Origin of the sequence: Pseudarthrobacter phenanthrenivorans, assembly GCF_036455295.1 — a bacterium.
Lineage (GTDB): Bacteria > Actinomycetota > Actinomycetes > Actinomycetales > Micrococcaceae > Arthrobacter > Arthrobacter phenanthrenivorans_C.
The window spans coordinates 244046-268076 of record NZ_JAYXNX010000005.1; the positions used below are offsets into that span (position 1 = coordinate 244046).

General features: G+C 66.6%; 19 protein-coding genes, 2 tRNA genes and 1 riboswitch. Of the genes, 2 read left to right on the plus strand and 19 right to left on the minus strand.

The features are described from left to right. The first annotated feature begins 16 nt into the window (after nt 1-16). Nucleotides 17-1357 (plus strand): class I SAM-dependent methyltransferase, encoded by a 1341-nt coding sequence (locus tag VXJ37_RS08975; RefSeq protein ID WP_331322688.1) that lies wholly within the window; start codon nt 17-19, stop codon nt 1355-1357. Between the two features lie 58 nt (nt 1358-1415). Here VXJ37_RS08975 and mctP read toward each other — a convergent pair whose 3' ends face one another. From mctP to VXJ37_RS09050, 15 genes are all read right to left on the minus strand, one after another. After that, nucleotides 1416-3092, minus strand: coding sequence for a monocarboxylate uptake permease MctP (mctP, locus tag VXJ37_RS08980; RefSeq protein ID WP_331322689.1), 1677 nt, complete (start codon nt 3090-3092; stop codon nt 1416-1418). Next, on the minus strand, nt 3089-3466 hold the full coding sequence (locus VXJ37_RS08985) for a DUF3311 domain-containing protein (protein ID WP_331322690.1): 378 nt from the start codon (nt 3464-3466) through the stop codon (nt 3089-3091). The genes mctP and VXJ37_RS08985 overlap by 4 nt, the downstream gene beginning before the upstream one ends. A 198-nt stretch (nt 3467-3664) precedes the next feature. Next, nucleotides 3665-3737 (minus strand) — tRNA-Ala (locus tag VXJ37_RS08990). 253 nt (nt 3738-3990) lie between these two features. Then, a tRNA-Ala gene (locus VXJ37_RS08995) sits at nt 3991-4063 on the minus strand. 117 nt (nt 4064-4180) lie between these two features. Next, entirely contained in the window at nt 4181-4576 is a 396-nt protein-coding gene (gene rsfS, locus VXJ37_RS09000) for a ribosome silencing factor (protein WP_331322691.1), read from the minus strand. Nucleotides 4577-4630: 54 nt separating this feature from the next. Continuing rightward, nucleotides 4631-5827: a hypothetical protein gene (locus VXJ37_RS09005; RefSeq protein WP_331322692.1), complete on the minus strand. Its 1197-nt coding sequence runs from the start codon at nt 5825-5827 to the stop codon at nt 4631-4633. A 7-nt stretch (nt 5828-5834) separates the two neighbouring features. Next, nucleotides 5835-6449: a nicotinate-nucleotide adenylyltransferase gene (gene nadD / locus VXJ37_RS09010; RefSeq protein WP_331322760.1), complete on the minus strand. Its 615-nt coding sequence runs from the start codon at nt 6447-6449 to the stop codon at nt 5835-5837. A 55-nt stretch (nt 6450-6504) separates the two neighbouring features. Beyond that, nucleotides 6505-6744, minus strand: coding sequence for a hypothetical protein (locus tag VXJ37_RS09015; RefSeq protein ID WP_331322693.1), 240 nt, complete (start codon nt 6742-6744; stop codon nt 6505-6507). A gap of 79 nt (nt 6745-6823) precedes the next feature. Continuing rightward, nucleotides 6824-8188 (minus strand): glutamate-5-semialdehyde dehydrogenase, encoded by a 1365-nt coding sequence (locus VXJ37_RS09020; RefSeq protein ID WP_331322694.1) that lies wholly within the window; start codon nt 8186-8188, stop codon nt 6824-6826. Nucleotides 8189-8214: 26 nt separating this feature from the next. Further along, the gene (proB, locus tag VXJ37_RS09025) at nt 8215-9351 is read right to left on the minus strand and encodes a glutamate 5-kinase (protein WP_331322695.1); all 1137 of its coding nucleotides are present in this window, start codon (nt 9349-9351) and stop codon (nt 8215-8217) included. A gap of 4 nt (nt 9352-9355) precedes the next feature. Next, the gene (obgE, locus tag VXJ37_RS09030; RefSeq protein ID WP_331322696.1) at nt 9356-10945 is read right to left on the minus strand and encodes a GTPase ObgE; all 1590 of its coding nucleotides are present in this window, start codon (nt 10943-10945) and stop codon (nt 9356-9358) included. A 118-nt stretch (nt 10946-11063) separates the two neighbouring features. Then, complete coding sequence (rpmA, locus tag VXJ37_RS09035; RefSeq protein ID WP_009372867.1) at nt 11064-11327, minus strand: 50S ribosomal protein L27; 264 nt, start codon at nt 11325-11327, stop codon at nt 11064-11066. 61 nt (nt 11328-11388) lie between these two features. Then, entirely contained in the window at nt 11389-11697 is a 309-nt protein-coding gene (rplU, locus tag VXJ37_RS09040) for a 50S ribosomal protein L21 (protein ID WP_141946370.1), read from the minus strand. Nucleotides 11698-11962: 265 nt separating this feature from the next. Next, complete coding sequence (gene thiD / locus VXJ37_RS09045; protein ID WP_331322761.1) at nt 11963-13483, minus strand: bifunctional hydroxymethylpyrimidine kinase/phosphomethylpyrimidine kinase; 1521 nt, start codon at nt 13481-13483, stop codon at nt 11963-11965. Nucleotides 13484-13490: 7 nt separating this feature from the next. After that, nucleotides 13491-13588, minus strand: a riboswitch (TPP riboswitch). A gap of 163 nt (nt 13589-13751) precedes the next feature. Continuing rightward, nucleotides 13752-17114 (minus strand): Rne/Rng family ribonuclease, encoded by a 3363-nt coding sequence (locus VXJ37_RS09050; protein ID WP_331322697.1) that lies wholly within the window; start codon nt 17112-17114, stop codon nt 13752-13754. Nucleotides 17115-17552: 438 nt separating this feature from the next. Here VXJ37_RS09050 and VXJ37_RS09055 point away from each other — a divergent pair, with 438 nt between their 5' ends. Beyond that, nucleotides 17553-18221 (plus strand): vitamin K epoxide reductase family protein, encoded by a 669-nt coding sequence (locus VXJ37_RS09055; protein ID WP_331322698.1) that lies wholly within the window; start codon nt 17553-17555, stop codon nt 18219-18221. A gap of 114 nt (nt 18222-18335) precedes the next feature. On the opposite strand, the gene ndk is transcribed toward VXJ37_RS09055, so the two are convergent. From ndk to ileS, 4 genes are read right to left on the minus strand one after another with little or no spacing between them, the layout of a single operon-like run. Next, nucleotides 18336-18752 (minus strand): nucleoside-diphosphate kinase, encoded by a 417-nt coding sequence (gene ndk / locus VXJ37_RS09060; protein WP_141941779.1) that lies wholly within the window; start codon nt 18750-18752, stop codon nt 18336-18338. 37 nt (nt 18753-18789) lie between these two features. Next, nucleotides 18790-19254: a DUF4233 domain-containing protein gene (locus tag VXJ37_RS09065; RefSeq protein ID WP_331322699.1), complete on the minus strand. Its 465-nt coding sequence runs from the start codon at nt 19252-19254 to the stop codon at nt 18790-18792. A 2-nt stretch (nt 19255-19256) separates the two neighbouring features. Continuing rightward, nucleotides 19257-20615: a bifunctional folylpolyglutamate synthase/dihydrofolate synthase gene (locus VXJ37_RS09070; protein ID WP_331322700.1), complete on the minus strand. Its 1359-nt coding sequence runs from the start codon at nt 20613-20615 to the stop codon at nt 19257-19259. A 3-nt stretch (nt 20616-20618) separates the two neighbouring features. Beyond that, nucleotides 20619-23927 carry an isoleucine--tRNA ligase gene (ileS, locus tag VXJ37_RS09075; protein WP_331322701.1) on the minus strand — a complete coding sequence of 1103 codons (3309 nt, stop codon included), beginning with the start codon at nt 23925-23927 and terminating at the stop codon, nt 20619-20621. Nucleotides 23928-24031: the final 104 nt, after the last annotated feature.

A 24031-nucleotide genomic window follows, 5' to 3' on the forward strand; every position in this document is an offset into this window, starting at 1 on the left:
GCCTTAGGGTGGGCGCATGAACAGTGGAACAGCGCCGCGGACGGGAACCGGAACCACAGGGCATGCGGCCCGGCTGGAAAGGGCTCTGGGGGTGGTCCTGGGCACCGGGCAGATACCCCTGCGACTGCGCGCGTGGGACGGATCCGAGGCAGGCCCGGCAGATGCACCCATCCTGGAGTTCAGGTCCCGGAAGGCACTGCGCCGCATTCTGTGGTCGCCAGGGCAGCTGGGTTTGAGCAGGGCCTATGTTGCCGGGGACATCGATGCATCGGGTGACATCTTCGCGGCCTTCTCGGCTTTGAGCTCGGCCGGTAAGTTTTCCGAGCCCGGCCCGTTCCGTCCGCCGTCGGCCGCCGAGCTTTGGCTCCTGGTGCGTACCGCCGTCCGGCTGGGAGCGCTCGGTCCCAATCCCGCTCCCCCGCCCGAGGAGTCGCGGGTGGCCAGGAAAGGCAGGATGCACTCCAAGGGCAGGGATGCGGCCGCCATCTCGCATCACTACGACGTCGGCAACGATTTCTACGCCCTGGTACTGGGGCCTTCCATGGTCTATTCCTGCGCGGTGTGGCCCCCGGACGGCGCAGGACAGTCTGCCAATGCAAAACCGGAGGACGGCCTGGACGCCGCGCAGGAAGCCAAGCTGGACCTGGTCTGCCGCAAGCTGGGCCTGCAGCCGGGAATGCGGGTCCTTGACGTTGGATGTGGGTGGGGCAGTTTCGCCATGCACGCTGCGGCCCGGTACGGCGTCAGTGTGGTGGGCGTGACGCTGTCCACTGAACAGGCGGTCCTGGCGCGTAAGCGTGCCGCGGATGCGGGCCTGACGGACCGCGTGGAGATCAGGGTGCAGGACTACCGGGATGTTGGGGACGGGCCCTTCGATGCGATCAGTTCCATCGGCATGTCGGAGCATGTGGGGCGGGCGCAGACCCCTGCCTACGCCGCCGCGCTGTTTGGGCTGCTGCGGCCCGGCGGCCGGTTGCTGAACCACGCAATCTCCTGGAACGCCGGACCCACCAGCCCGGACCCGGATTCGTTCATCCCCCGGTACGTCTTCCCGGACGGCGAGATGATCAGCCTGGGCGAGATGGTGTCCGCCCTGGAGACTGCCCGGTTCGAGGTTCTGGACGTGGAGGCACTGCGCCGGCACTACGCCCTGACCCTCCGGGCCTGGGTCAGCCGGCTCGAGCAGAACTGGGAGCAGGCGGTACGGCTGGCCGGCGAAGGCCGCGCGCGGGTCTGGCGGCTCTATATGGCCGCCAGTGCCATCGGTTTTGAAAACGGACTGACGGGGGTCAACCAGGTCCTGGTCCGCCGGCCGGGCGGAGAGGAACCGCCGCTGCGGCGCACGGACTGGCTGTAACGGCAGCGCCCTCCTGCCGGGACGTAACCCGGCAGGAGGGCGGCTTATCCCCCGGGGCCTAGGCCACCGGGGACGGGCCGCCGGGCTGGGTGTAGTGCTGGATCTTTTCGATCTGGACTACCTTCGGGTCGGTTTCGTCGGCCGCGTAGTCCGTGGGGCGCGTCAAGTCCTCGCCCGTCCGGACCTTGAGGGCCCTCAGCACCAGGGTCAGGACGGCGGCGACCACCAGGTTCAGGGCAAAGGCTGATACCGCGATGTAGACGCTGATGTCCGTCCCGGGGATGGGGGCCACTGAGCCGCCGAAGTGGGCCTTGGTCACCGGGTTGACCACGTTGTAGGCGGAAACGGTGCCGAAGATGATGCCGACTGCCCAGCCGACCAGCAGCGCCCAGCGGTCGAACCACCGGGTGTAGAGCCCCGCCACCACGGCCGGGAAGGTCTGCAGGATCCAGATGCCGCCCAGCAGCTGCATGTTGATGGCCGCGGACTGGTCCATGGCGATCACGAAGACCAGGGCGCCCACCTTGACCACCAGCGAGACGATCTTGGACACTTTCGCCTCGGTCCTCGCGTCCACGTCGGGGCGGATGAAGTCACGGTAGATGTTGCGGGTGAACATGTTGGCCGCGGCGATGGACATGATGGCCGCAGGCACCAGGGCGCCGATGGCGATGGCAGCCAGGGCGATCCCGGCGAACCAGGCCGGGAAGTGGTCCAGGAACAGCTGCGGAACCACCAGCTGCGGGTTGACTGAGCCATCCAGGTCAATCGGCTTGGTACCGGCCTGGATCGCCACGAAACCGAGCAGCGCAAGGAACCCCAGCATCAGTGAATACAACGGCAGGATGGCGGCGTTGCGGCGGATGGTGTTGCGGGCTTTAGAGGCCAGCACCGCCGTCACCGAGTGCGGGTACATGAACAATGCCATGGCCGAACCCAGGGCCAGCGACCAGTACGCCGAGTAGTTGGCGGCGCCGGGAATGAAGACGCCGGCCGGTTTGCCCGTGGCCTGGTTCACCGTGGCCAGTTTGCTTTGGGCCGACCCGAAGATGGTGTCCCAGCCGCCGAACTTGATGGGCAGGTAAATGACGGCCACGATCACGGCGAGGTAGATCAACAGGTCCTTGACGACGGCGATCATGGCCGGTGCCCGCAGGCCCGACGTGTAGGTGTACGCGGCAAGGACGACGAAGGCCAGGATCAGCGGCAGGTCGGTCAGCAGCACGTTGCCGGAACTGCCCAGGCCCAGAACGGTCAGAACTGCCTTGATGCCCACCAGCTGCAGCGCGATGTAGGGCATGGTGGCAACGATTCCCGTAACGGCAACAGCCAGCGAAAGCCACCGGCTGCCGTAGCGGCCACCGACGAAGTCCGCCGATGTTACGTAGCCGTGCCGGTGGGACACTGACCACAGGCGGCTCATGATGATGAAAATAATCGGATACAGCACGATGGTGTACGGAACGGCAAAGAAGCCACTCACCGCGCCCGTCGCCCACATCGCTGCCGGTACCGCCACGAAAGTGTAGGCGGTGTAGAGGTCACCGCCGAGCAGGAACCAGGTGATCCAGGTGCCGAAGCCGCGGCCCCCGAGGCCCCACTCGTCCAGGCTGTGCAGCCCCTCCACGTCCGTCCCCCGGCGCCATTTTGCCGCCAGGAAGCCCATCACGGCAACGACGACGAAGAGCAGCACAACAATGACCAGGGCAGTCCAGTTGATTTCGCGCCCGTTCATGGCCGGTCCCCTCCCAGTCCCGTTCGGGCAGAGGCACTCCCTGCCTGGGGCGGCCCACCGGCGCGGGCCTCGGCACGGCGTCGCCGGTCTTCCTTGGTGACGAGCAAATAGGAAGAGCCGGTCAATATCGCCGAAACCGGCACCCAGAGCAGCTGGTACCAGTAGAAGAACGGCATCCCGCCCAGCCGCGGCGCGTCAAAGGCGTAGAGCTGGGGCAACAGCGGGAACAGTATGGCGGCGGCCAGCAGGATGCCGGCGCCAATATAGGGAGCGGGCCTGGCCGGTCCGCGGATGGCGGTATCGCGCGTCAGGCGCGAGTCTTCGGGAAAAGCTTCGCCGTTCTGGCTGTGGCCGGAACCATCTGCGTGGGACATCTGCGACCTCCTCGTCAGCCCGTCCCGCGGCCGCCGCTTTGGATGAAAGCCGTCCGGAGGCGGGACGATGGTGCCCTCATTCACAGTTGTACCGCGCTTTGACCTGCGCCGGAAGGGTTTTGGGCCACTGGCGGTTGCCGATGGCAACAAAAAAGGGAACCATCACGCACGTGATGGTTCCCTTTTTCTGTGTACCGGTGGAGCTGAGGGGACTCGAACCCCTGACCCCCTGCATGCCATGCAGGTGCGCTACCAGCTGCGCCACAGCCCCGTACTTTTGTTTTTTCCGGCCGAATTCCCCGGAGCAACCTGACCAGAGTAATGCACTTTTCCGCTGGACGCCAATCGGGCTTCAGCCGGCGCGCCGTGACCCTGAAGCACCCGCCACTGGACACTTCACCGGGGAACGCGGGGGTGCAAAATCCCGGCGAGGGTGGAAGGTCCGGACCAGGGTGCAACCGGACCGGACGGGTAGTGGAAACAAAAAGTCCGCCGGAACCAGTGGTTCCGACGGACTTTCCCGGTGGAGCTGAGGGGACTCGAACCCCTGACCCCCTGCATGCCATGCAGGTGCGCTACCAGCTGCGCCACAGCCCCGGATTGTTGCTGCCCTTCCGAGCCTCCTTCAGGGTCTCCCCCGAAGCAACTCAAATATCTTAGAACAGCAATTCCGAAAATTCCAAATCGGGAATATTCGCCGCTGGGCGCGCCCTGCTAGTCCGAAACTGCGGCAGCTTTGGCGGATGCGTCGTCGCCAAGCTGCAGGTCCACGACGGGGCAGTCCTTCCACAGGCGCTCAAGGGCATAGAAAACACGGTCTTCCTCATGCTGGACGTGGATCACGACGTCGGCGTAATCCAGCAGGACCCACCTGCCGCCCGAGCGGCCCTCACGCCGAACGGGACGGAGGTCCCGCTTGGCGAGTTCTTCCTCGATCCCGTCCACGATGGCGTTGACCTGGCGTTCGCTGGGCGCAGACGCGATGAGGAAGACGTCGGCAAGTGCCAGGCGCTCACTCACGTCCATGGCCACAATGTCCTGGGCAATCTTGTCGGCGGCAGCTTTCGCGGCCGTACGGGCTATGGCAATGGACGATTCTGTTGCAGTCATGGGACTCCTTGTTTGGGTTAAGTGTTGAAGCCGGCAGCGCGCTGTGATGCGGGCTCAGCGGGACATGCCGCTGACGATCAGGATGATGCCGGCAATGAGGGCCAGGATCCCGAACGCGAGGACGCAGAACTGAAGGACGCGGTTCCGCCTGGCCCGGGTGAGTCCTGCGGTGGCGGCATCCAGTGGGTCAAGGCCGTACGCGGACCGGGCAGGCACCCGGGGAAGATCCTCGAAGAGGTCCTCGGACGGGGCTTCCGTGAGGCTCGCCGGACGGGCGGCCGGCTTGGGCCGGGTGGCAGCCTTGGCGGCAGCCTCCGCGCGGGCGATGACCTGCGAACGGCCTGTGGCGGAGTCGGCCGCAGGCTTGGGACGTGCCGGGTTTTTGCGTTTTCCAGCACCCGGCAGCTTGGTCCCGGGCCGCGTTGTGACGGGTACATGGGAAGTGGCCGGGGGCTTCATCACGGGACGGTCGACGCCGGGCACCTGGACGAACTCGAGTGGCGTCACCATGGCCAGATTGTTGGCGGTGGAAGGGCCGGGTTTGTCAGCGGGAGCGACGGGCCTGGCGGGGGCGGCAGGAGTACCGGCCTGCTCGGCCAGCTTTTGCCGTGCCATGGCGCGCCGGTTCAGAACTGCTGCCCGCTCGGCAAGGGCAATCTGCTCGGCCAGGTCCTCGGGGTCCACGGCTTCGGGATCGGGGGAAGCGCTGTGCTCCACCTTGGCGGCCTGGTTCCCCGGCTGGGCCGCGATGAGCGCCCGCGCCTCCAGGGCCTGCTCCACCGTCATGCCATCCGGGGCGCCATGGGGAGCCGCAGGTGCCTTCTTGACGGCCGAGCTGCTTCCGGCATCAGGCGCCGGAGGAGCGGCGGAGGGAACAACAGGGTTCGCAGCCGTGAGCGCCTGCTCTTTGAGCTGCTGCAGGCGCAACTGGCGGCGTGTGGGCGGCCCGCCGGCAGAAAGCTGCCCTTCCTTCTCCTCAAGCTCCTTGAGGGTCCGCAGCGCAGCACGGTCGCGGGCCCGTATCTGGGAGGAGCGCTGGGTGGAAGGCTGCTCCGGGGCAGGCTGTGCACGGGGCGGGGATGCGGCGCCGGCCGAACCGGCAGCATCCGGACCTGCCGTCGCAGGAGCACGGCCAGCCTTATGGTCGGCGGCAGGCTGGATCTGCTCCGATTCGGGCAGGGCAGGCTGCTGGGCCTCCCTGGCCTTCCGGAGTTCCCGGCGGCTGCGGATTTGTGGCTGTTCCTGACTCATTGAGGACTCATTCAGTACTGGCTGGTTCTCGTGCTTCGGAAGTTGATTCCTCCGCGCCTTCGGGCGGATCGGAATACAGGCCGTATTTGGCGATGTACTGCACTACCCCGTCCGGGACCAGGTACCAGACCGGGTTGTTCGCTGCCACGCGGGCGCGGCAGTCCGTGGAAGAGATGGCCATTGCCGGGACTTCCAGGAGGCTGACGTCGTCGCGGCCCATGCCGTCGAGGACGTGCCCTGGCCTGGTGACTCCCACGAAGTGGGCCAGCGACCACAACTCGTCGATGTCCTTCCATGAGAGGATCTGGGCCAACGCGTCCGCCCCCGTGATGAAGAAGAGGTCTGCGTCCGGCCGCTGCGCCCTGAGGTCACGGAGGGTATCGATGGTGTAAGTGGGACCAGGACGGTCGACGTCGACACGGCTGACGGTGAAGCGCGGATTGGAAGCCGTGGCAATGACGGTCATCAGGTAGCGGTGCTCAGGCTCGCTGACCTGCTTATGGGACTTCTGCCATGGTTGCCCGGTGGGTACGAAGACCACCTCGTCAAGGTCGAATTCGGCCGCGACCTCGCTGGCCGCGACCAGGTGGCCGTGGTGGATGGGATCGAAGGTCCCGCCCATCACGCCCAGCCGCAGCCTCCCCCGGGCACCATTGCGGTGCAGGTTGTGGGAAATCTTAGTGGCCCTGCCCGCGATCGTGCTTGTTGGGGTGCTGCCGGTGCGGGTCCGCGTGCTCGTCGGTGGGGGCGTGGCGGTTGCCCAGGTTGTTGTAGGACCAGGCGATGAACATGAGCACCACCAGGATCGAGAACATCGACACGCCGAAGACCCACGGCTCAGCCCACAGCGGCGCAGGCGCCTCGTGGCCGGATTCACCTGCGGCGGCGACGGACATGGCAATCTGCTGGAGCAGCATTTTCTCCCCTATGTTCAGGAATTTACGGGCAGCGGAACATTCCGCTGCTTTCCGGGTTCTGGTCTATGTTACCGCGTTGCTATGCGCGGACTTGGCCTTCACCCTGGACAATCCACTTCGTGGTGGTGAGCTCGGTCAGGCCCATGGGACCGCGGGCATGGAGCTTCTGCGTGGAGATGCCTACTTCGGCACCAAGACCCAGCTCCCCGCCGTCGGTGAACCGGGTGGAAGCATTGACGATCACGGCGGCCGAATCGACTTCCGCAATGAACCGCTCGGCGTTGGCCAGGTCATTGGTGAGGATCGCTTCCGTGTGCCCGGTGGACCAGGTCCGGATGTGCTGCATGGCTTCGTCCATGCTGTCGACCATGGCCACGGCAAGATCCAGGTCCATGTATTCGGTGCCCCAGTCCACGTCCGTGGCCTCGAGCGTTTCAACCGCCGGCAACGCGGCCTTGATCCGGTGGTCCACGTGCAGGCGGACGCCGGCGCTGCGCAGGGCACCGGCAACTGCAGGCAGCACCGTTGAGCCGGAGTGCACCAGCAGGGTCTCCACCGTGTTGCAGACACTGGGCCGCTGGGTCTTGGCATTGAGCAGGATCTCGACAGCCATGTTTTCGTCAGCCGATTCGTCAATGAAGATGTGGACGTTCCCCTCCCCTGTCTCGATCACGGGGACGGCCGAGTTGGTCACAACGGTCTGGATCAGGTCCCGGCCGCCGCGGGGAATGAGGACATCCACCCGGCCGCGGGCCTTCATCAGGACGTTGGCGCCTGCACGGCCGAACTGGTCCACGGTCTGCACGGCGTCGGCGGGAAGGCCCACAGATTCCAGGGCCTCCCGAAGCACCCGCACCAGCACCTGGTTGGTGGCTTCGGCAGCGCTGCCGCCACGCAGGATCACGGCGTTTCCGCTCTTGAGGGCCAGGCCCGCAATGTCCACGGTGACGTTGGGACGTGCCTCGTAGATGGCTGCCACCACACCCATGGGAACATTGACCTGGCGGAGGCGCAGTCCATTGGGAAGCGTCTGGCCGCGGACTACATTGCCCACGGGGTCCGGAAGGTTGGCCAGGTTCTCAAGGGCTGCCACCAGGCCGGCTACGCGGCTTTCGGTGAGGGTGAGCCGGTCAAGCAACGCCTTGGAGGTGCCGTTGTCCTTGCCGCGCTGGACGTCCATGGCGTTGGCGGCGAGGATCGCCTGCACATTTTCCTGCAGGGCAGCCCCCACCGCACGCAGGCCGCGGTCTTTCCAGGCCCGGTTGGCGGTGGCCATCCGGCGGGACGCATGGCGGGACCGGTCGGCGACGGCGTGCACGGCAGCTTCCACCTCTGCTGCGGAAGGCGCCACGTCAGCTGAGGCCGGTTCCGCTGAGGTACCCGGCTGCGCGTGGGCAGCAGTGGTTCCGGTATTTTCAGCAGCGTGGATCAGGGCTTCAGTCATGCTCCAAGTTTAGGCGAGCGGGCAGCTCAGACCAGCACCAGGTCATCAACATGAACAACTTCGCGGTCATAGCCGCTGCCCAGCTCCTCGCCGAGTTCCCGGGTGGACCGTCCCAGCATGTGCGGCAACTCCTGGGAGGAGTAATTGACCAGTCCCCTGGCAACAACGGTGCCGTCGGCACCGGCCAGTTCAACGGCGTCCCCAGGCTCAAAGTCGCCGTGCACTGCGGAAATGCCTGCAGGCAGCAGCGACGTGTGGTGGTGGCGTACGGCGCGGACGGCCCCTTCGTCCAGGACCAGGCGCCCCTGGACCGAGGCTACGTGGGCAAGCCACAGCAGGCGGACCGGCTTGCGGGAGCCGTTGACGGCGAACCAGGTGCCAACGTCCTCGCCGTTCAGGGCCGCGGCCGCGTTCGGCGTCGAGGTCACCAGGGCATGGATGCCGGAGCCTGCGGCCATGCTGGCCGCTTCCACTTTGGTCATCATTCCGCCGGTGCCCACCCCGGCCTTGCCCGCCTTGCCGATGGACACGCCCTCGAGGTCGTGCGGCCCGGTGACCAGGGGGATGCGTTTGGCACCCTGAGCAGGCGGCCCGTCATAGAGGGAGTCGACGTCGGACAGCAGCACGAGGGCATCCGCGCGCACCAAATGCGCCACGAGGGCGGCGAGCCGGTCGTTGTCGCCGAACCGGATTTCGTGGGTGGCCACGGTGTCGTTCTCGTTGACGACGGGGACCACTCCAAGGTTCAGCAACCGGTCCATGGCACGCAGTGCGTTGGTGTGCTGGCTGCGGCGCATCAGGTCCTCGGCCGTGAGCAGGACCTGGCTGACAGTGACGCCGTGCGCCCCGAAGGCCTGCGTGTACCGCGCCATGAGCAACCCTTGGCCGACGCTGGCGGCGGCCTGCTGGGTTGCAAGGTCGCGGGGCCGCTTGGCCAGGCCCAGCGGCGCCAGTCCGGCCGCGATGGCGCCGGAGGAAACCAGGATGATCTCGGCGCCGGCGTTGCGCTTGGCCGCCAGGGCGTCAGCGAGGGCCGTGAGGGACTCTTCCGAGATACCGCCCTTGATGCTGGTGAGCGAGGATGACCCCACCTTCACCACGATGCGGCGGGCACCGGCCAGCGCGCTTCGGTCCCCAGCACGGACAGCCGGGTCCGCGCTCATGCCCCTAGAGGTCATCGTCCGCTTCCAGTCCGCTTTCCTTCAGCGGCTGGGCAGCCCGACGTGCGCTGACGGACTCAGTCCAAATTCCTGCCCGCCGCTCAGCTTCAAGCTCGGCACGGGCGGCAGCCTTGGCATCCCGGCGCTCCTGCTGCTCTTCGCGCTTCTGGCTGCGGGTGGGCCGGTCACCTATGTCCGCGAAGCGTGGATCCGTACCGCGCGGGGAAGCCAGCAGTTCGGCGCCTGCCATCATGGTGGGCTCCCAGTCGAAGACGACGCCGTCGTCTTCGCCGATGACCACGGTGTCGCCGGGCTTGGCTCCCTGCTTGAACAGCTCGGTTTCCACCCCCAGCTTGGCGAGGCGGTCCGCCAGGTAGCCAATGGCTTCCTCATTGGTGAAGTCGGTCTGCTTGACCCAGCGCTCCGGCTTTTCGCCGAGGACGCGGAACAGCGGCTCCAGGTTCTTCTCCTCGCGGCGGATCTTGAACCCGGTTTCGTTGACGGCGCGCGGCCGCAGTACGACGGGCTGGACCTTGGGCGGCGCGGCGGCAACGGCGTCGCGGGCGGCCTTGACGATTTCCGCCATGGCAAAGCCCAATTGGCGCAGGCCCTCATGGCTGGTGGCGGACACCTCGAAGACGCGGTAGCCACGCGATTCGAGTTCCGGGCGCACGAAGTCCGCCATGTCCTTGCCGTCCGGCAGGTCCACCTTGTTCAGCGCAACCAGGCGGGGGCGGTGGTTCAGGGGAACCACTTCGCCGTCCTGGCCCGCGTAGCTCATGTCCACGGCGTACTTTTCCAGCTCCGCCTCGATGATGGCGAGGTCCGAGAGGGGGTCGCGGTCCGATTCAAGGGTGCCGCAGTCCAGCACGTGGACCAGGGCGGCGCAGCGTTCAACGTGGCGCAGGAAGTGGTGGCCCAGGCCGCGTCCCTCGCTGGCGCCTTCGATGAGCCCGGGAACGTCGGCGATGGTAAAACGCACGTCTCCCGCCTGGACTACCCCGAGGTTGGGAACCAGCGTGGTGAAGGGGTAGTCGGCGATCTTGGGTCGGGCAGCCGACATGGCTGCGATGAGGCTGGATTTCCCGGCGGACGGGAAGCCCACCAGCGCGATGTCCGCGATTGACTTCAGTTCGAGGACGATGTCGCGGGAGTCGCCCTCGATGCCGAGCAGCGCGAAGCCGGGGGCGCGGCGTTTTTGCGAGGAAAGGGCAGCGTTGCCCAGGCCGCCCAGGCCGCCTGCGGCCGCCACGAATTCGGCACCTTCGCCCACGAGGTCAGCCACGACCTCACCGTCCTTGGTCTTGACCACGGTGCCGTCCGGCACGGGCAGCACCAGGGTTTCGCCGTTTTTCCCGCCGCGCCAGTCACCCATGCCGGGGCCGCCGTTGCTGGCGTGCCGGTGGGGTGCGTGGTGGTAGTCAAGAAGGGTGGTGGTCTGGTGGTCGACGCGAAGGATCACGTCGCCGCCGTTGCCGCCATTTCCGCCGTCGGGCCCGCCCAGTGGCTTGAACTTCTCACGGTGGACGGAGACGCATCCGTGGCCGCCGGATCCGCCGGATACGTGCAGGACTACCCGGTCTACAAAGCTGGCCACGTGGATCTCCTCGAGTGGTGTCTGTGTGGGCGTCCGCGGACGCCACATCGATTGTAATGCGCTTAAAAGAACAGTGGAGCGGGCCCTCAGGCCCGCTCCACCGCTTCAGAACTGGTTGTTACTCTGCGGCTGCAGCAGCAACGATGTTGACTACGCGACGACCGCGGCGGGTGCCGAATTCAACGGCGCCCGGGGTCAGGGCGAACAGGGTGTCGTCGCCGCCACGGCCAACGCCGGCGCCCGGGTGGAAGTGGGTGCCACGCTGGCGGACGATGATTTCGCCTGCGGAAACTACCTGGCCGCCGAAGCGCTTGACGCCGAGGTACTGAGCGTTGGAGTCGCGGCCGTTGCGAGTGGAGCTCGCGCCCTTTTTATGTGCCATCTGAAATGCCTGCCTTTAAATTCTGGGGAATCTGTTGAAATACCTGAACAGTAACCGGTGGTTACTTGATGCCGGTGATCTTGACCTTGGTCAGTTCCTGGCGGTGACCCTGGCGCTTCTTGTAACCGGTCTTGTTCTTGTACTTCTGGATGACAATCTTAGGACCACGCAGGTCCTGGAGGATTTCAGCCGTAACAGTTACCTTGGCCAGGTCAGCGGCGGCGGAGGTGACCTTGTCACCGTCAACCAGGAGCAGTGCGGGCAGCTCGATGGTGCTGCCGGCTCCACCGGCGACGCGGTTCAGGGTAACGAAGTCTCCAACGGAAACCTTCTCTTGGCGGCCGCCTGCGCGGACAATCGCGTACACCACTTGGGAACTCACTTCTCTCGACGTTTATTACAAAATTTGCGTGCGGAACCGACATGCTAAAAGCCTGGGTTCCCGCTGTGCCTCAACGCCGTGGGGTCATAACCCAAGTGTTGGCGTAAGCACCGAAGATCCAGAATACGCTAAATCCGTCTTCGGCCGCAAATGAGGCTGGTTCCGGCGGGCCGGCTGTGGTAGGAACCACAGAGCCGGCAGACTGCACCGCAACCGTGCCCCTCCATAATAGCGGCGCCCCGGCCTGTAACCGTCAGGAATGCAGCCTCGGCGCGTCGAAGAACGCCACTTCCAGGCGGCAGGACTGTTTGAACGCGGTCAGCATCGCAGCCCTCTCCTGCCCGGAGGCGTTCCGTCCGGCGGCATCAACGATCGAAATGGCCCGGCGGGTGGCCGCGGCAAACGCCTCGTCTGCATAGGTGCGGAGCCACGCGGCGTATGCATGCCCGTCGGGCTGGCCGGCGGCAAGGAACTGTGCGTGGAGCTTCTCCCCCACCTCGGCGTAGAGCCAGAAACAGGGCAGCACGGCGGCGGCCAGGACTGCATAGCTGCCCGACGCCGACGCCGCGGTGAGGTGGTCCACGTAGGCCTTGGTGACGGGGCCCAGTCCGCCCTGTGCCGGGCGGGTGCTCAGCCAGGAGCGGTGGAGTTCCGATTCCACTTCGAGGCACTGCTGTGCGGAGCCGGCCCAGAACAGCTGCTCGGCTTCCGATGGTGCGAGGGCGCTGGCCCGGGCCAGGACCCTGGAGTAGCCGTTGAGGTAAAGGGCGTCCTGGGCCAGGTAGTAGGCGAAGTCCTTCTCCTCAAGTTCGCCCGAGGCCAGGCCCTGGATGAAGTCCAGCGCGTAGATGTCGTCGAGGTCCTGTTGGGCCTCGTCCCACAGCCGGGCCGCGAAGCCCCCTTCAGGAAGGGCGGGCCGCAGGTGATGGAAGTGGTGCACGGGTCCGTTTCCGTGGCCCACCTCCAGCTCGCCCGAGTTCTCAAGCGCACCGGCGAGCCACGGCTTCACGGTCCGCAGCGCCGCTTCCCAGTCGCCTACCCGGGCCTGCACGGTGGCCATCGCGGAAGACAGGGAGCAGCCGGTGCCGTGGCTGTTGCGCGTGGCAATCCGTTTGCCCTGGACTTCCACCACGTCCTGCCCCAGCAGGCCCGAGGCGTTGACCAGCGCATCCGGGCAGTCCCTCCCTGCCAGATGGCCGCCTTTCACCAGCACGGTGGCTCCGGTGGTCTTCGCCAGCAGCCTCCCCTGGTCCAGCGCCGCGTCCCAGCTCTCCGCCGGCTCCGCCCCCACCAGCATGGCAAGTTCGGGCAGGTTGGGGGTAATGAGATGGGCAAGGGGCAGCAGTTCCCGAAGGGCAGCTTCGGCGGATTCCTTCAGCAGCCGGTCACCGCTGGTTGCCACCATCACCGGGTCCAGGACCACGACGGCGGGACGTACTTTCTCCAGCCAGCCGCGGACAGTGCGGATCACCGCGTCATCTCCCAGCATGCCGATCTTGACGGCGTCGATGCTGATGTCGTCGCTGACGGCGTCCAGCTGCTGGGCGAGGAAGGCGACCGGGGGAACGTGCACGGCCTGCACCCCGCGCGTGTTCTGTGCGGTGAGGGCCGTAATCACGGCCATGCCGTATCCGCCGTGGGCGGCGATGCTTTTCAGGTCTGCCTGGATCCCTGCTCCACCCGAGGGATCGGAGCCCGCAATGGAAAGCACCCGCGGAACGTCGCGGCCCACGGGCGGCCCCGCAGGAGCACCCGGTACGGCCGGCAGGGTTATGGAAAGGGTCGAAGACAAGAGACATCCCTTCGCCGGTGCTAGCCGGACAGGTTCAACGGGTTTGGATCTCAGCCGGCCTTCTGCTCGGCACCCCGTGTCGTGGTCCAGCCTAGCCGTTGCCGCGCATCCGGAAAAAGGTGACAGCCCCTTCCCTGCACCCAGCAGAAATCCCCGCCCTGCGGACAGTTCCCCCGTACTTTCGGGGAACTGTCCACACAACGGGGACTCCTGGATGTTTCTGTGCTGCAGTCCGTTCCGGGCGTGGGGCTTAGAGCTCGGAAGCGGGCACACCGACACCGAGGATGATCGGTTCCTCGGCGGCCTTGCCAACCTCCGCCGCCGGAACAGCGGTCTCCGGGGCCTTGGCCTCGTGGGAGTGGCCCGACGCGGTCGCCTGGACATTCTCGTGGTGCTGGACCGCAGTCTCGTTGGCGGCGCCCTGGGCACGGCTGGCAGCCCGGTGGCGGCGCGGCCTGCGCTGCCGGGACTGCTCCAGCGTGTGGTCCGAATAGTCCTTTTCAGCCGGAGCATCAACGGTGGCGCGCGCTTCCCCGCCCCCGGCAGGCCGCGCTTCCGGTGCCGGCTGTTGGGCTGCCGGCCCGGTGCCCGTTGGGGCGGCGGCGGCCGCGCCGGGTGCATCCCCGACAGAGGACGAGGGCTGGCCCAGGTGGGCGAACGCTTCCGCGAGCCGGTCCAGGGTCAGGGCCGGCTTGGGGTGGTGCTCCTCCGCGTGCTCCACGAAGGGAAGCGGGACTTCCTCGCCCCCGAAGGTCAGGACAGCTGCCGGACGGGCCGGGGCGTCGGCGTCGTGCTTCTCCTCCGACGGTGCAGCCGCAGGCGGAACCGGCGGCACCTGCCGGGCAGCTGCCACCTCATCGTCGTGCAGGTGGGCGGCGTGGGCAGCAGCCGCGATGTTCGCCAGGGCAAGCCGGGTGGCTTCTGCCTTGGCGTGCCGCTCCGCATCTGCCGCCTCCGGCAGGACCGTGTGGACCTGCACCGCGGGCACGGGCGCAGCCTCGGGCTGCTGGCCGCCGCGTCCGCGCCGGCGCTTGCGCTCGGAACGGGGTCCCTGCTGGGCGTTGTCGGTCCGCTGCGCCTCGGGGCGGTGCACTTCGGCCCGCGGTTCGGGCCGGCTGTCGGTGCGCTGGACGTGGTGCTCGGCGGCCACGATGTTTGCGCGGCGGTGTTCCACCGGATCGTCGTGGGTGACGACGCCGCGGCCGGCACAGGCCTCACACTGCTCGCCAAAGACTTCCAGCAGTCCGGTGCCCATCCGCTTGCGGGTCATCTGGACCAGGCCCAGCGACGTCACTTCGGCCACCTGGTGCTTGGTCCGGTCGCGGCCCAGGCACTCCACCAGCCGGCGCAGGACAAGGTCGCGGTTGGATTCGAGGACCATGTCGATGAAGTCGATGACAATAATGCCGCCGATGTCACGGAGGCGCAGCTGGCGCACCACTTCTTCGGCTGCTTCGAGGTTGTTCTTGGTGACGGTTTCCTCGAGGTTGCCGCCGCTACCGGTGAACTTGCCGGTGTTGACGTCCACCACTGTCATGGCCTCGGTGCGGTCGATCACCAGGGACCCGCCGGAGGGCAGGAAGACCTTGCGCTCCAGGGCCTTGTGGATCTGTTCGTCGATGCGCCAGGCGGAGAAGATGTCCTGGTCCTTGGTCCACTTCTCGAGCCGGCCCACCAGGTCCGGTGCCACGTAGGTGACGTAGGCCTCGATGGTGTCCCAGGCCTCCTCGCCGGAAACGATGAGCTTGGAGAAGTCCTCGTTGAAGACGTCACGGACCACCTTGATGGTCAGGTCCGGTTCGCCGTACAGCAGTTCCGGAGCCAGGATCTTGGTGGACGCGGCCTGGCTTTCGATGCCTTCCCACTGGGCACGCAGCCGGTTGATGTCGTGCGTCAGTTCTTCCTCTGAAGCGCCTTCGGCGGCAGTACGGACAATGACGCCGGCGTGCTCGGGCAGGCGGTCCTTGAGGATGCGCTTGAGGCGGTTGCGTTCGACGTCGGGCAGCTTGCGGGAGATGCCGGTCATGGAGCCGCCGGGCACGTAGACCAGGTAGCGTCCCGGGAGCGAGATCTGGCTGGTCAGGCGGGCACCCTTGTGGCCCACGGGGTCCTTGGTGACCTGGACCAGCACGGTGTCGCCGGACTTCAGCGCGTTTTCGATGCGGCGCTGCTTGCCCTCAAGGTTCACGGCTTCCCAGTTGACCTCGCCGGCGTAGAGGACGGCGTTGCGGCCGCGCCCGATGTCGACGAATGCAGCTTCCATTGACGGCAGCACGTTCTGCACCTTGCCCAGGTACACGTTGCCGATCAGGGAGTCCTGCTGGGTCTTGGACACGAAGTGTTCTGCCAGGACGCCGTCTTCGAGGACGGCGATCTGGATCCTGTCGTCGCGCTGGCGGACGATCATCTGGCGGTCGACGGACTCCCGGCGCGCCAGGAACTCGGCCTCGGTGATGACAGTGCGGCGGCGGCCGGTGTCGCGGGATTCACGGCGGCGCTGCTTCTTCGCCTCAAGCCGGGTGGAGCCCTTGACGCTGGTTACCCGGTTGCTCACCGGGACGTCGCTGACAGGTCGCGGTGCACGGACCCTGGTCACCGTGTTGGGGGGATCGTCATCTCCGCCGCCGGTCAGTTCAAGGTCCTGGTCACCGCGGCGGCGGCGACGGCGGCGGCGGGAGGTCACCCCGTCCTCCACCTGTCCGGCGGTATCCTCGTCCGCCTCGTCTTCGGCGTCAGCCTCCGCACCGCTTTCAAGGTCCTCATCGGTCCTCTCGCCGGTGCGGCTGCGGCCCCGGCGGCCACGGCTGCGGCGCCGGCGGCGGCTGGAGGAGTCGTCGGTGTCTTCGGTCTCCTCCTCTTCAGGCTCCTCTGCGGCGGCCGCGGCGGGGCGGACAACCGTGCTGAGGTCGGGGGCCTGGAAGAGCACTGAGGTGGGGGACGCGGGTTCCAGGAAGAGCGAGCCGAAGGGGCTGGCGGGCGCTGCGGCTTCCCCGGCCGGGGCAACCGCGGGTTCCGCGTCCTGCTTGGCAGCCTCCGGGGCGGCGGGCTCCTGGATTGGCTCCTCCTGCTGCTCACCGGCACTCTGGGCGGTGGGTTCCTGGGCGGCCTCCTGGGGGGCGGTGGCCGCCTGCTCGGCGCCGGGCTCCTGCCCACCGGTGTTCGTCGCTGCCGATTCGGCAGCGACGGTCCCTGCCTCGTTGCCCTCCACCACGGGGGCCGCGGCCGGGGATGCAACCTTGCGGGTGGCAACCCGGCGGCGGCGAACGGGTTTGGTTTCAACGTCCGCCGCAGGTGCCGGAGCAGCGGCGGGCTCCTCAGCGGCGGGACTGTCAACAACGGCAGCGGCGACGGCGGGGCCTGCTTCGTCGGCGAAGGCGGGCAAGGGTTCGGCAGCGTCGACTTTCTTCCTGGCGCGCGTCCGCCGGGCCGGCGCCTTGGGCGCCTCTTCCGCCACGGCGCCGTCAGCACCGGCGACCTCGGGGGCCTCTGCGCCGGCCGTCACGTCCTCGTTGGTCTTTGGAGCCGCCTTCCGGCGCGTACGCGGGGCCTTCCTGGGTGCAGCATCGGCGTCCGCTGCTGTGTCGTTAACGGCCAGTTCCTGATCATTGTCCATATGTGGCAACACTCCTGCCCCTGACGTACCGCCACATCCGGCACCCATTGGGGCACATATTGTCAAAACCCGCAGGCGTTGACAGAAGTCAAATGGATACTCCCAGGTTCGCACCGTCGTTGGGGTGCGGCAGCCCGTGGGAGCCGGTGGATGTTCTGAAAACCCGTTGTTCCACGTGCCACAACCAGGTGCCGCCCAATGGAGTCGCGGGTGTACCGGAAGAATCCGAAGCCTGCCCTGCTCATCATTGGCGGTCTTGGGAACAAACCACCGGACCGGAGTCCGAATGTGGATCGGCTTCCAGCCACGTTCATTCTCTCATACCGCGGCAGGATCGCCGCGGAGGCAGGTGCAGCTGTTCCCGTTGCTGTGTGATGGCTCCAGCCGCCGGCGTTACAATCAGGCACAGGAGCACCGGATGAAAAGGACGCCACACCCATGCCCAGCATCTCCCCCGTCAGCGCCCAGGAACGCGACCGGGCAGCCGGCCCAGAGGCCCGTGCTGCCGGAAGCGTTCCCCCCATGGCACGGAACCGGCCTTTCGGCTGGCTGCTGGTGATCACCGGCATCACAGGCTGGCTTGCGTCGGGAACCCTGGTCCTGGAAAAACTCGAAGTACTGAAGGACCCCAACCACGCCACGGTGTGCGACGTGAATCCCTGGATTTCGTGCGGCCAGGTAATGCAGACGTGGCAAAGTTCCGTATTCGGCTTTCCCAATATGTTCATTGGAATTGTGGCCTTCGCCGTCATCATCACCGTGGGCATGGCCCTGCTCTCCGGTGCAACCTTTGCCCGCTGGTACTGGCTGGGGCTGCAGACCGGAGTCACGCTGGGCTTCACCTTCGTTGTCTGGCTGTGGTCGCAGGCCCTCTACTCCATCCACATCCTCTGCCCGCTGTGCATGATCGTCTGGGCAGCCATGATCCCGCTCTTCGTGTGGACCACCATCAGGAACATCACAGCCGGCGTCATACCCGTGCCGGCAGGTGCGGCCCGGCTCCTGGGTGATTCCGGCTGGATCATTACGGCGCTGCTCTACGTGGCCGTCGTCGCCACCATCTTCTTCGCGTTCATCCAGGTGTTTGTGGGGACCTCGGGCTTCTAGCCCGCCCGCTCCCCCGCCGGATAACAGATAAGGCCAATGTTCACGAAGAACATTGGCCTTATCTGTCAGTTCGCCACGCTTGGTCCCCGCAAATGCGCGGGACGCGGCCGCCGGTTACTGGAACCAGATCTTGATCTCGCGCTCGGCGGAATCGGTCGAGTCGGAGCCATGCACCAGGTTCTGCTGGACCTTCAGGCCCCAGTCGCGGCCGAAGTCGCCACGGATGGTGCCGGGGGCCGCCGTCGTGGGATCGGTGGTGCCTGCGAGTGAGCGGAAACCTTCGATGACGCGGTGGCCTTCGAAGATGGCCGCCACCACGGGTCCGCTGAGCATGAACTCCACCAGCGGCTCGTAGAAGGGCTTGCCCACGTGTTCCTCGTAGTGCTGCTCCAGCAGTTCACGGGTGGCGTCGACCTTCTTCAGCTCAACAAGGCTGTAGCCCTTGGCTTCAATACGGGCCAGGATGGCGCCGGTCAGGTTACGGGCGACGCCGTCGGGCTTGATCAGGACGAGGGTGCGCTCTGTAGTCACAACTGCTCCAATGGGTTGGTGGGGTTTCGGGACAAGTCTACGGGGACTGGGGCTGGGCCGGACCGGCAGCCTGGTCGGGGTGGGCGGCTTCCCATTCCGCCTGCTCGCGGGCGCGCTGGGCAGCCTCCCGGTCCAGGCGGATGCCGGTGCGGATGCCGTACCACCAGGCGAGGGCGAAGAGCCCGCCCACCAGGTACATGGTCGGCTCGATAATGCCCAGAAGGATCAGGACCAGCTGCAGGACCCAGCCCACACCGATTCCCCAGGGTTTGTTGAGGACCGCGCAGGCGGCGACCATGACCACGCTGAGGCCGATGCCGACGCCGAGGATCAGTACCGGCGGGAACTCCCCGCGGCGGAGCCCAAACACCGCCAGGGTGGCGAAGAACATGACGAAAGCTTCGAGGAGCAGCACAGTTGAGGCGAACATGACCTTGGTGGAACGCCGCTTCTTAGGCATTCCGGGACGCCACTCGCGCTGCGCTTTGGTGAGTCTGGCCATGGTCACGCCTCCGTTTTTCCGAGCAGGATCCGTGCTTCGGCCACCAGCGTGATGGAGCCGGTGACCAGCACGCCGCCGGAAAGGTCCTCGTTGGCTTCGGCGCGTTCCACCGCCCATTCCAGTGCGTCGTCCAGTTTCTCGGCGATGTGGACATTGTCCTCGCCGAAGCCCAGGTCGATCGCCAGTTCAGCCAGTTCGGCGGCGGGAACGGCCCGGGGCGAGTTGGACTGCGTGAAGCAGTATTCGTCCGCTACCCCTTCCAGGGACTCCTTGAGTTCCCGGAGGATTTCCTCGGCATCCTTTTCCTTGAGCACGCCCACGACGGGCACCAGCTTGGTGAAGGTGAATGCTTCCTGCAGCGCGGCAGCGGAGGCCTTGATGCCGTCGGGGTTGTGCGCCGCGTCGACGATGATCGTGGGGGCAGTCCGCACCACCTCAAGGCGCCCGGGGGATGTCACGGCGGCGAAACCTTCCTGCAGGACCTCGAAGTCGAGCTCCTTTTCACCGCCGAAGAACGCCTCCAGCGCGGCCACCGCCACGGCGGCGTTTTGCGCCTGGTGCGCCCCATGCAGCGGCACCAGAAGGTCCGGGTAGCGGCCGGCGATGCCCTGGATGGTGACCACCTGGCCACCGACGGCGACTGTGCGCGACTCAACGCCGAACTCCACGCCTTCGAAGCGGAACGGCACGCCCACCTCCTTGGCTTTTTCGAGCAGCACCTGGGCTGCGTCAAGGGGCTGCGCCGCGCTGATGAGGTAGCCGCCCGGCTTGATGATGCCGGCCTTTTCGTGGGCGATATCCGCCGTCGTGTCCCCCAGCAGGTCCGTGTGGTCCAGCGAGATGGGAGTCACCACGGAGACCTGGCCGTCGCCGACGTTGGTGGCATCGGTGATGCCGCCCAGTCCCACCTCGATGATGGCCACGTTGACGGGCTGGTCGGCGAAGATGGCGAAGCCGAGGATGGTGAGGCACTCGAAGTAGGTCAGCCGTGGCTGGCCCTCAGCTTCGAGCTCGGAGTCGACGATCTGCAGGTAGGGCCGGATTTCGTCCCAGATGCGGACGAACGTCTCGTCGGAGACCGGGTGGCCGTCGATGCTGATCCGCTCGGTGACCTTGGAGAGGTGCGGGCTGGTGTAACGGCCGGTGCTCAGGCCGTGCGCGCGGAGCACGGATTCGATCATCCGGGATGTGGAGGTCTTGCCGTTGGTGCCCGTCACGTGGATGATCGGGTACGCCTTGTTGGGCTCGCCCAGCACGTCCATGGCGCGGAACAGCGGCGCCAGGCGCGGCTCCATCTTGTTTTCCGGAGCCCGGCCCAGCAGTTCCGCGTAGACGCTTTCAACGGAGAATTCGTCGGTCATGTCCTAGGCCTCCACTTTTTCTACGGCGACGGCGGGCTCGGACACGTCGGCAGGTTCAGCGGCCAGGTCCACCGTCAGCGTCTCACCCTTGACCAGTTCAGCGTTGGCAAGCAGGGCGTCCACCACGTTCTGCGCGGCGGTGACCGTGGTCCGGATCCGGTCGCTCACATTGAGTCCGGCGTCCTTGCGTGCCTGCTGGATGGCGCGGACCATGTCCCGCGCCAAGCCTTCGGCTTCCAGCTCCGGCGTGACCTCGGTGTTGAGCACAACGAAGCCACCTCCGGGAAGTACGGCAACAGCTGCCGATCCGCCGTCGGACTCTGCCACCACCGTCTCCAGTGTGTACTCCTGCGGCTCCAGCTGGAGCCCGCCGGCGGTGACCACACCGGCATCGTCCACGGACCAGTCCCCGGACTTGGAGCCCTTGATGGCCACCTGGACATTCTTGCCCAGGCGCGGGCCGGCGGCACGGGCGTTGACCACGAGCTTCTGCTGGATGCCGAACTCCTCGGGGGATGCCGTGGCGGCGTCCAGCAGGCGGACGGAACGGAGGTTGAGTTCATCGGCGACGACGGCGGCAAAGCCTTCCAGCGCGCCCGCACCCGGTGCCACCACGGTGAGTTCCTGCAGCGGCAGGCGCACGCGCAGGTTCGCTGCCTTGCGCAGCGACGAGCCGGTGGAGCAGATCTGCTGGACCCGGTCCATGGCTTCCACCAGGGACGGGTTGGCCGGGAACAGGTCAGCGTCAGGCCAGTCGGCGAGGTGCACGGACCGGCCACCGGTCAGGCCGCGCCAGATCTCCTCGGAAACCAGCGGCAGCAGCGGGGCCGCGGCACGGGTGACGGTCTCCAGCGCGGTGAACAGCGCATCGAACGCATCCTGGTCCTCGTCGAAGAACCGCTGCCGGCTGCGCCGGACATACCAGTTGGTGAGCATGTCCAGGTAGCTGCGCAGCGAATCGCACGCGCCGGAGATGTCATAGGTGTCCAGTTGGCCGGTCATGGTGCGCACCAGGTCTCCGGTGTTGGCCAGCAGGTACTGGTCCAACGTGTCCCGGTAGCCCTCATAGCGCAACTTGGCGTCGTAGCCGGCGCCGCCGTTGGCAGCGTTCGTGTACAGGGTGAAGAAGCTGTACACGTTCCACAGCGGCAGGATCACTTGGCGGACGCCGTCGCGGATGCCCTGCTCGGTGACGATCAGGTTGCCGCCGCGCAGGATGGGGCTGGACATCAGGAACCAGCGCATGGCGTCGGAGCCGTCCCGGTCCAGGACCTCGGACACATCCGGGTAGTTGCGCAGGCTCTTGGACATCTTCTGGCCGTCGGAGCCGAGCACGATGCCGTGGCTGATGACGTTCCGGAACGCGGGCCGGTCGAACAGCGCCGTGGACAGGATGTGCAGCATGTAGAACCAGCCGCGGGTCTGCCCGATGTACTCCACGATGAAGTCCGCCGGGTTGTGGGTGTTGAACCAGGCTTCGTTCTCGAACGGGTAGTGCACCTGGCCGTAGGGCATGGACCCGGAGTCGAACCAGACGTCCAGGACGTCCTCAACGCGGCGCATCACGGACTGGCCCTCTTCGGGGGTGCGGGGATCGTCAGGGTTGGGCCGGGTGAGCTCGTCGATGAACGGCCGGTGCAGGTCCACCTCGCCGTCCTTGTTCAGCGGCAGCCGGCCGAAGTCGGCTTCGATCTCCGCCAGGGAGCCGTAGACGTCGGTGCGCGGGTACTCCGGATCGGTGGACTGCCAGACGGGGATGGGGCTGCCCCAGAAGCGGTTCCGGCTGATGGACCAGTCCCGGGCGTTTTCCAGCCACTTGCCGAACTGGCCGTCCTTGACGTTACCGGGGATCCAGTTGATCTCCTGGTTGAGTTCGGACATCCGGTCCTTGAACTTGGTGACCTCCACGTACCAGGAGGACACCGCGCGGTAGATCAGCGGGTTGCGGCAGCGCCAGCAGTGCGGGTAGCTGTGCTCGTAGCTGGCCTGGCGCACCAGCCGGCCCTGGGCGCGGAGCACCTGGGTGATGGGCTTGTTGGCTTCGAAGACCTGGAGGCCCACGATGTCGTGGAGGTCACCGTGCTTGAACAGGGGCAGGAACTTTGCGCCCTCGTCCACGGAGAGCACCACGGGGATGCCGGCCTCCTCGCAGACCTTCTGGTCATCCTCACCGTAGGCGGGTGCCTGGTGCACGATGCCGGTGCCGTCGGTGGTGGTCACGTAGTCGGCCACCACGAAGCGCCAGGCGTTTTCCATGCCGTACTTTTCGTTGTCGGCAAAGTCGTCCCACAGCCGCTGGTATTCCAGGCCTTCAAGCTCCGCGCCGTTATGGGTGGACACCACGGCCGCTTCGGCGTCCTCGAAGCTGTCGTAGCCCAGGTCCTTGGCGTAGCTGCCCAGCAGGTCCGCTGCGAGCAGGAAGCTGCCCGTGACCGGGGCGTCAGCGGAGGCTGCCTTGATGCCGTTGGGTCCGGCGGGCAGCACAACGTAAGTGATGGAAGGCCCGACGGCGAGCGCGGCGTTGGTGGGCAGGGTCCAGGGGGTGGTGGTCCAGGCCAGGGCCTGCACGCCGGCGAGTTCCTTTGACAGCTCCGACTCCCCCGCGAGAATGGGGAACGTGACCGTGACGGTTTGGTCCTGGCGGTTCTTGTACACGTCGTCGTCCATGCGCAGCTCATGGTTGGACAGCGGCGTTTCGTCCTTCCAGCAGTAGGGCAGGACGCGGTAGCCGTTGTAGGTCAGGCCCTTGTCGTGCAGCTGCTTGAACGCCCAGAGCACTGACTCCATGTACTCGACGTTGAGCGTCTTGTAGTCGTTGTCGAAGTCCACCCAGCGGGCCTGGCGGGTGACATAGCTGCGCCATTCATCGGCGTACTTCATAACCGACGCGCGGCAGGCGTCGTTGAACTTGTCGATGCCCATGGCTTCGATCTGGGTCTTGTCCGTCATGCCCAGCTGCTTCATGGCCTCAAGCTCGGCAGGCAGGCCGTGGGTGTCCCAGCCGAAGCGGCGCTCCACACGCTTGCCGCGCTGCGTCTGGTACCGGCCCACCAGGTCCTTGGCGTAGCCGGTGAGGAGGTGGCCGTAGTGCGGCAGGCCGTTGGCGAAGGGCGGGCCGTCGTAGAACACGAATTCGTTGCTGCCCGGCTCGCCGCCGGGAACGTCGGCACTGCGCTGGTCGATGCTGGCCTGGAAGGTGCCGTCCTGGTCCCAGTACTTCAGGATGCGCTCTTCGATCTCCGGAAACTTCACGGAGGCGGAAACGCCGCGCGTGCCACTGGCGGAGGCTGAGGCCTTGGGGTAAAAAGTCATTCTCGACATCCCGGGTTGAGCTTGGCGAACTGCCGGCTTGCGCCTTTCGTTCCGATCAGGATGCGAGGACGGCTGCCGTGCTGTCCGAAAACTGCACACCCACC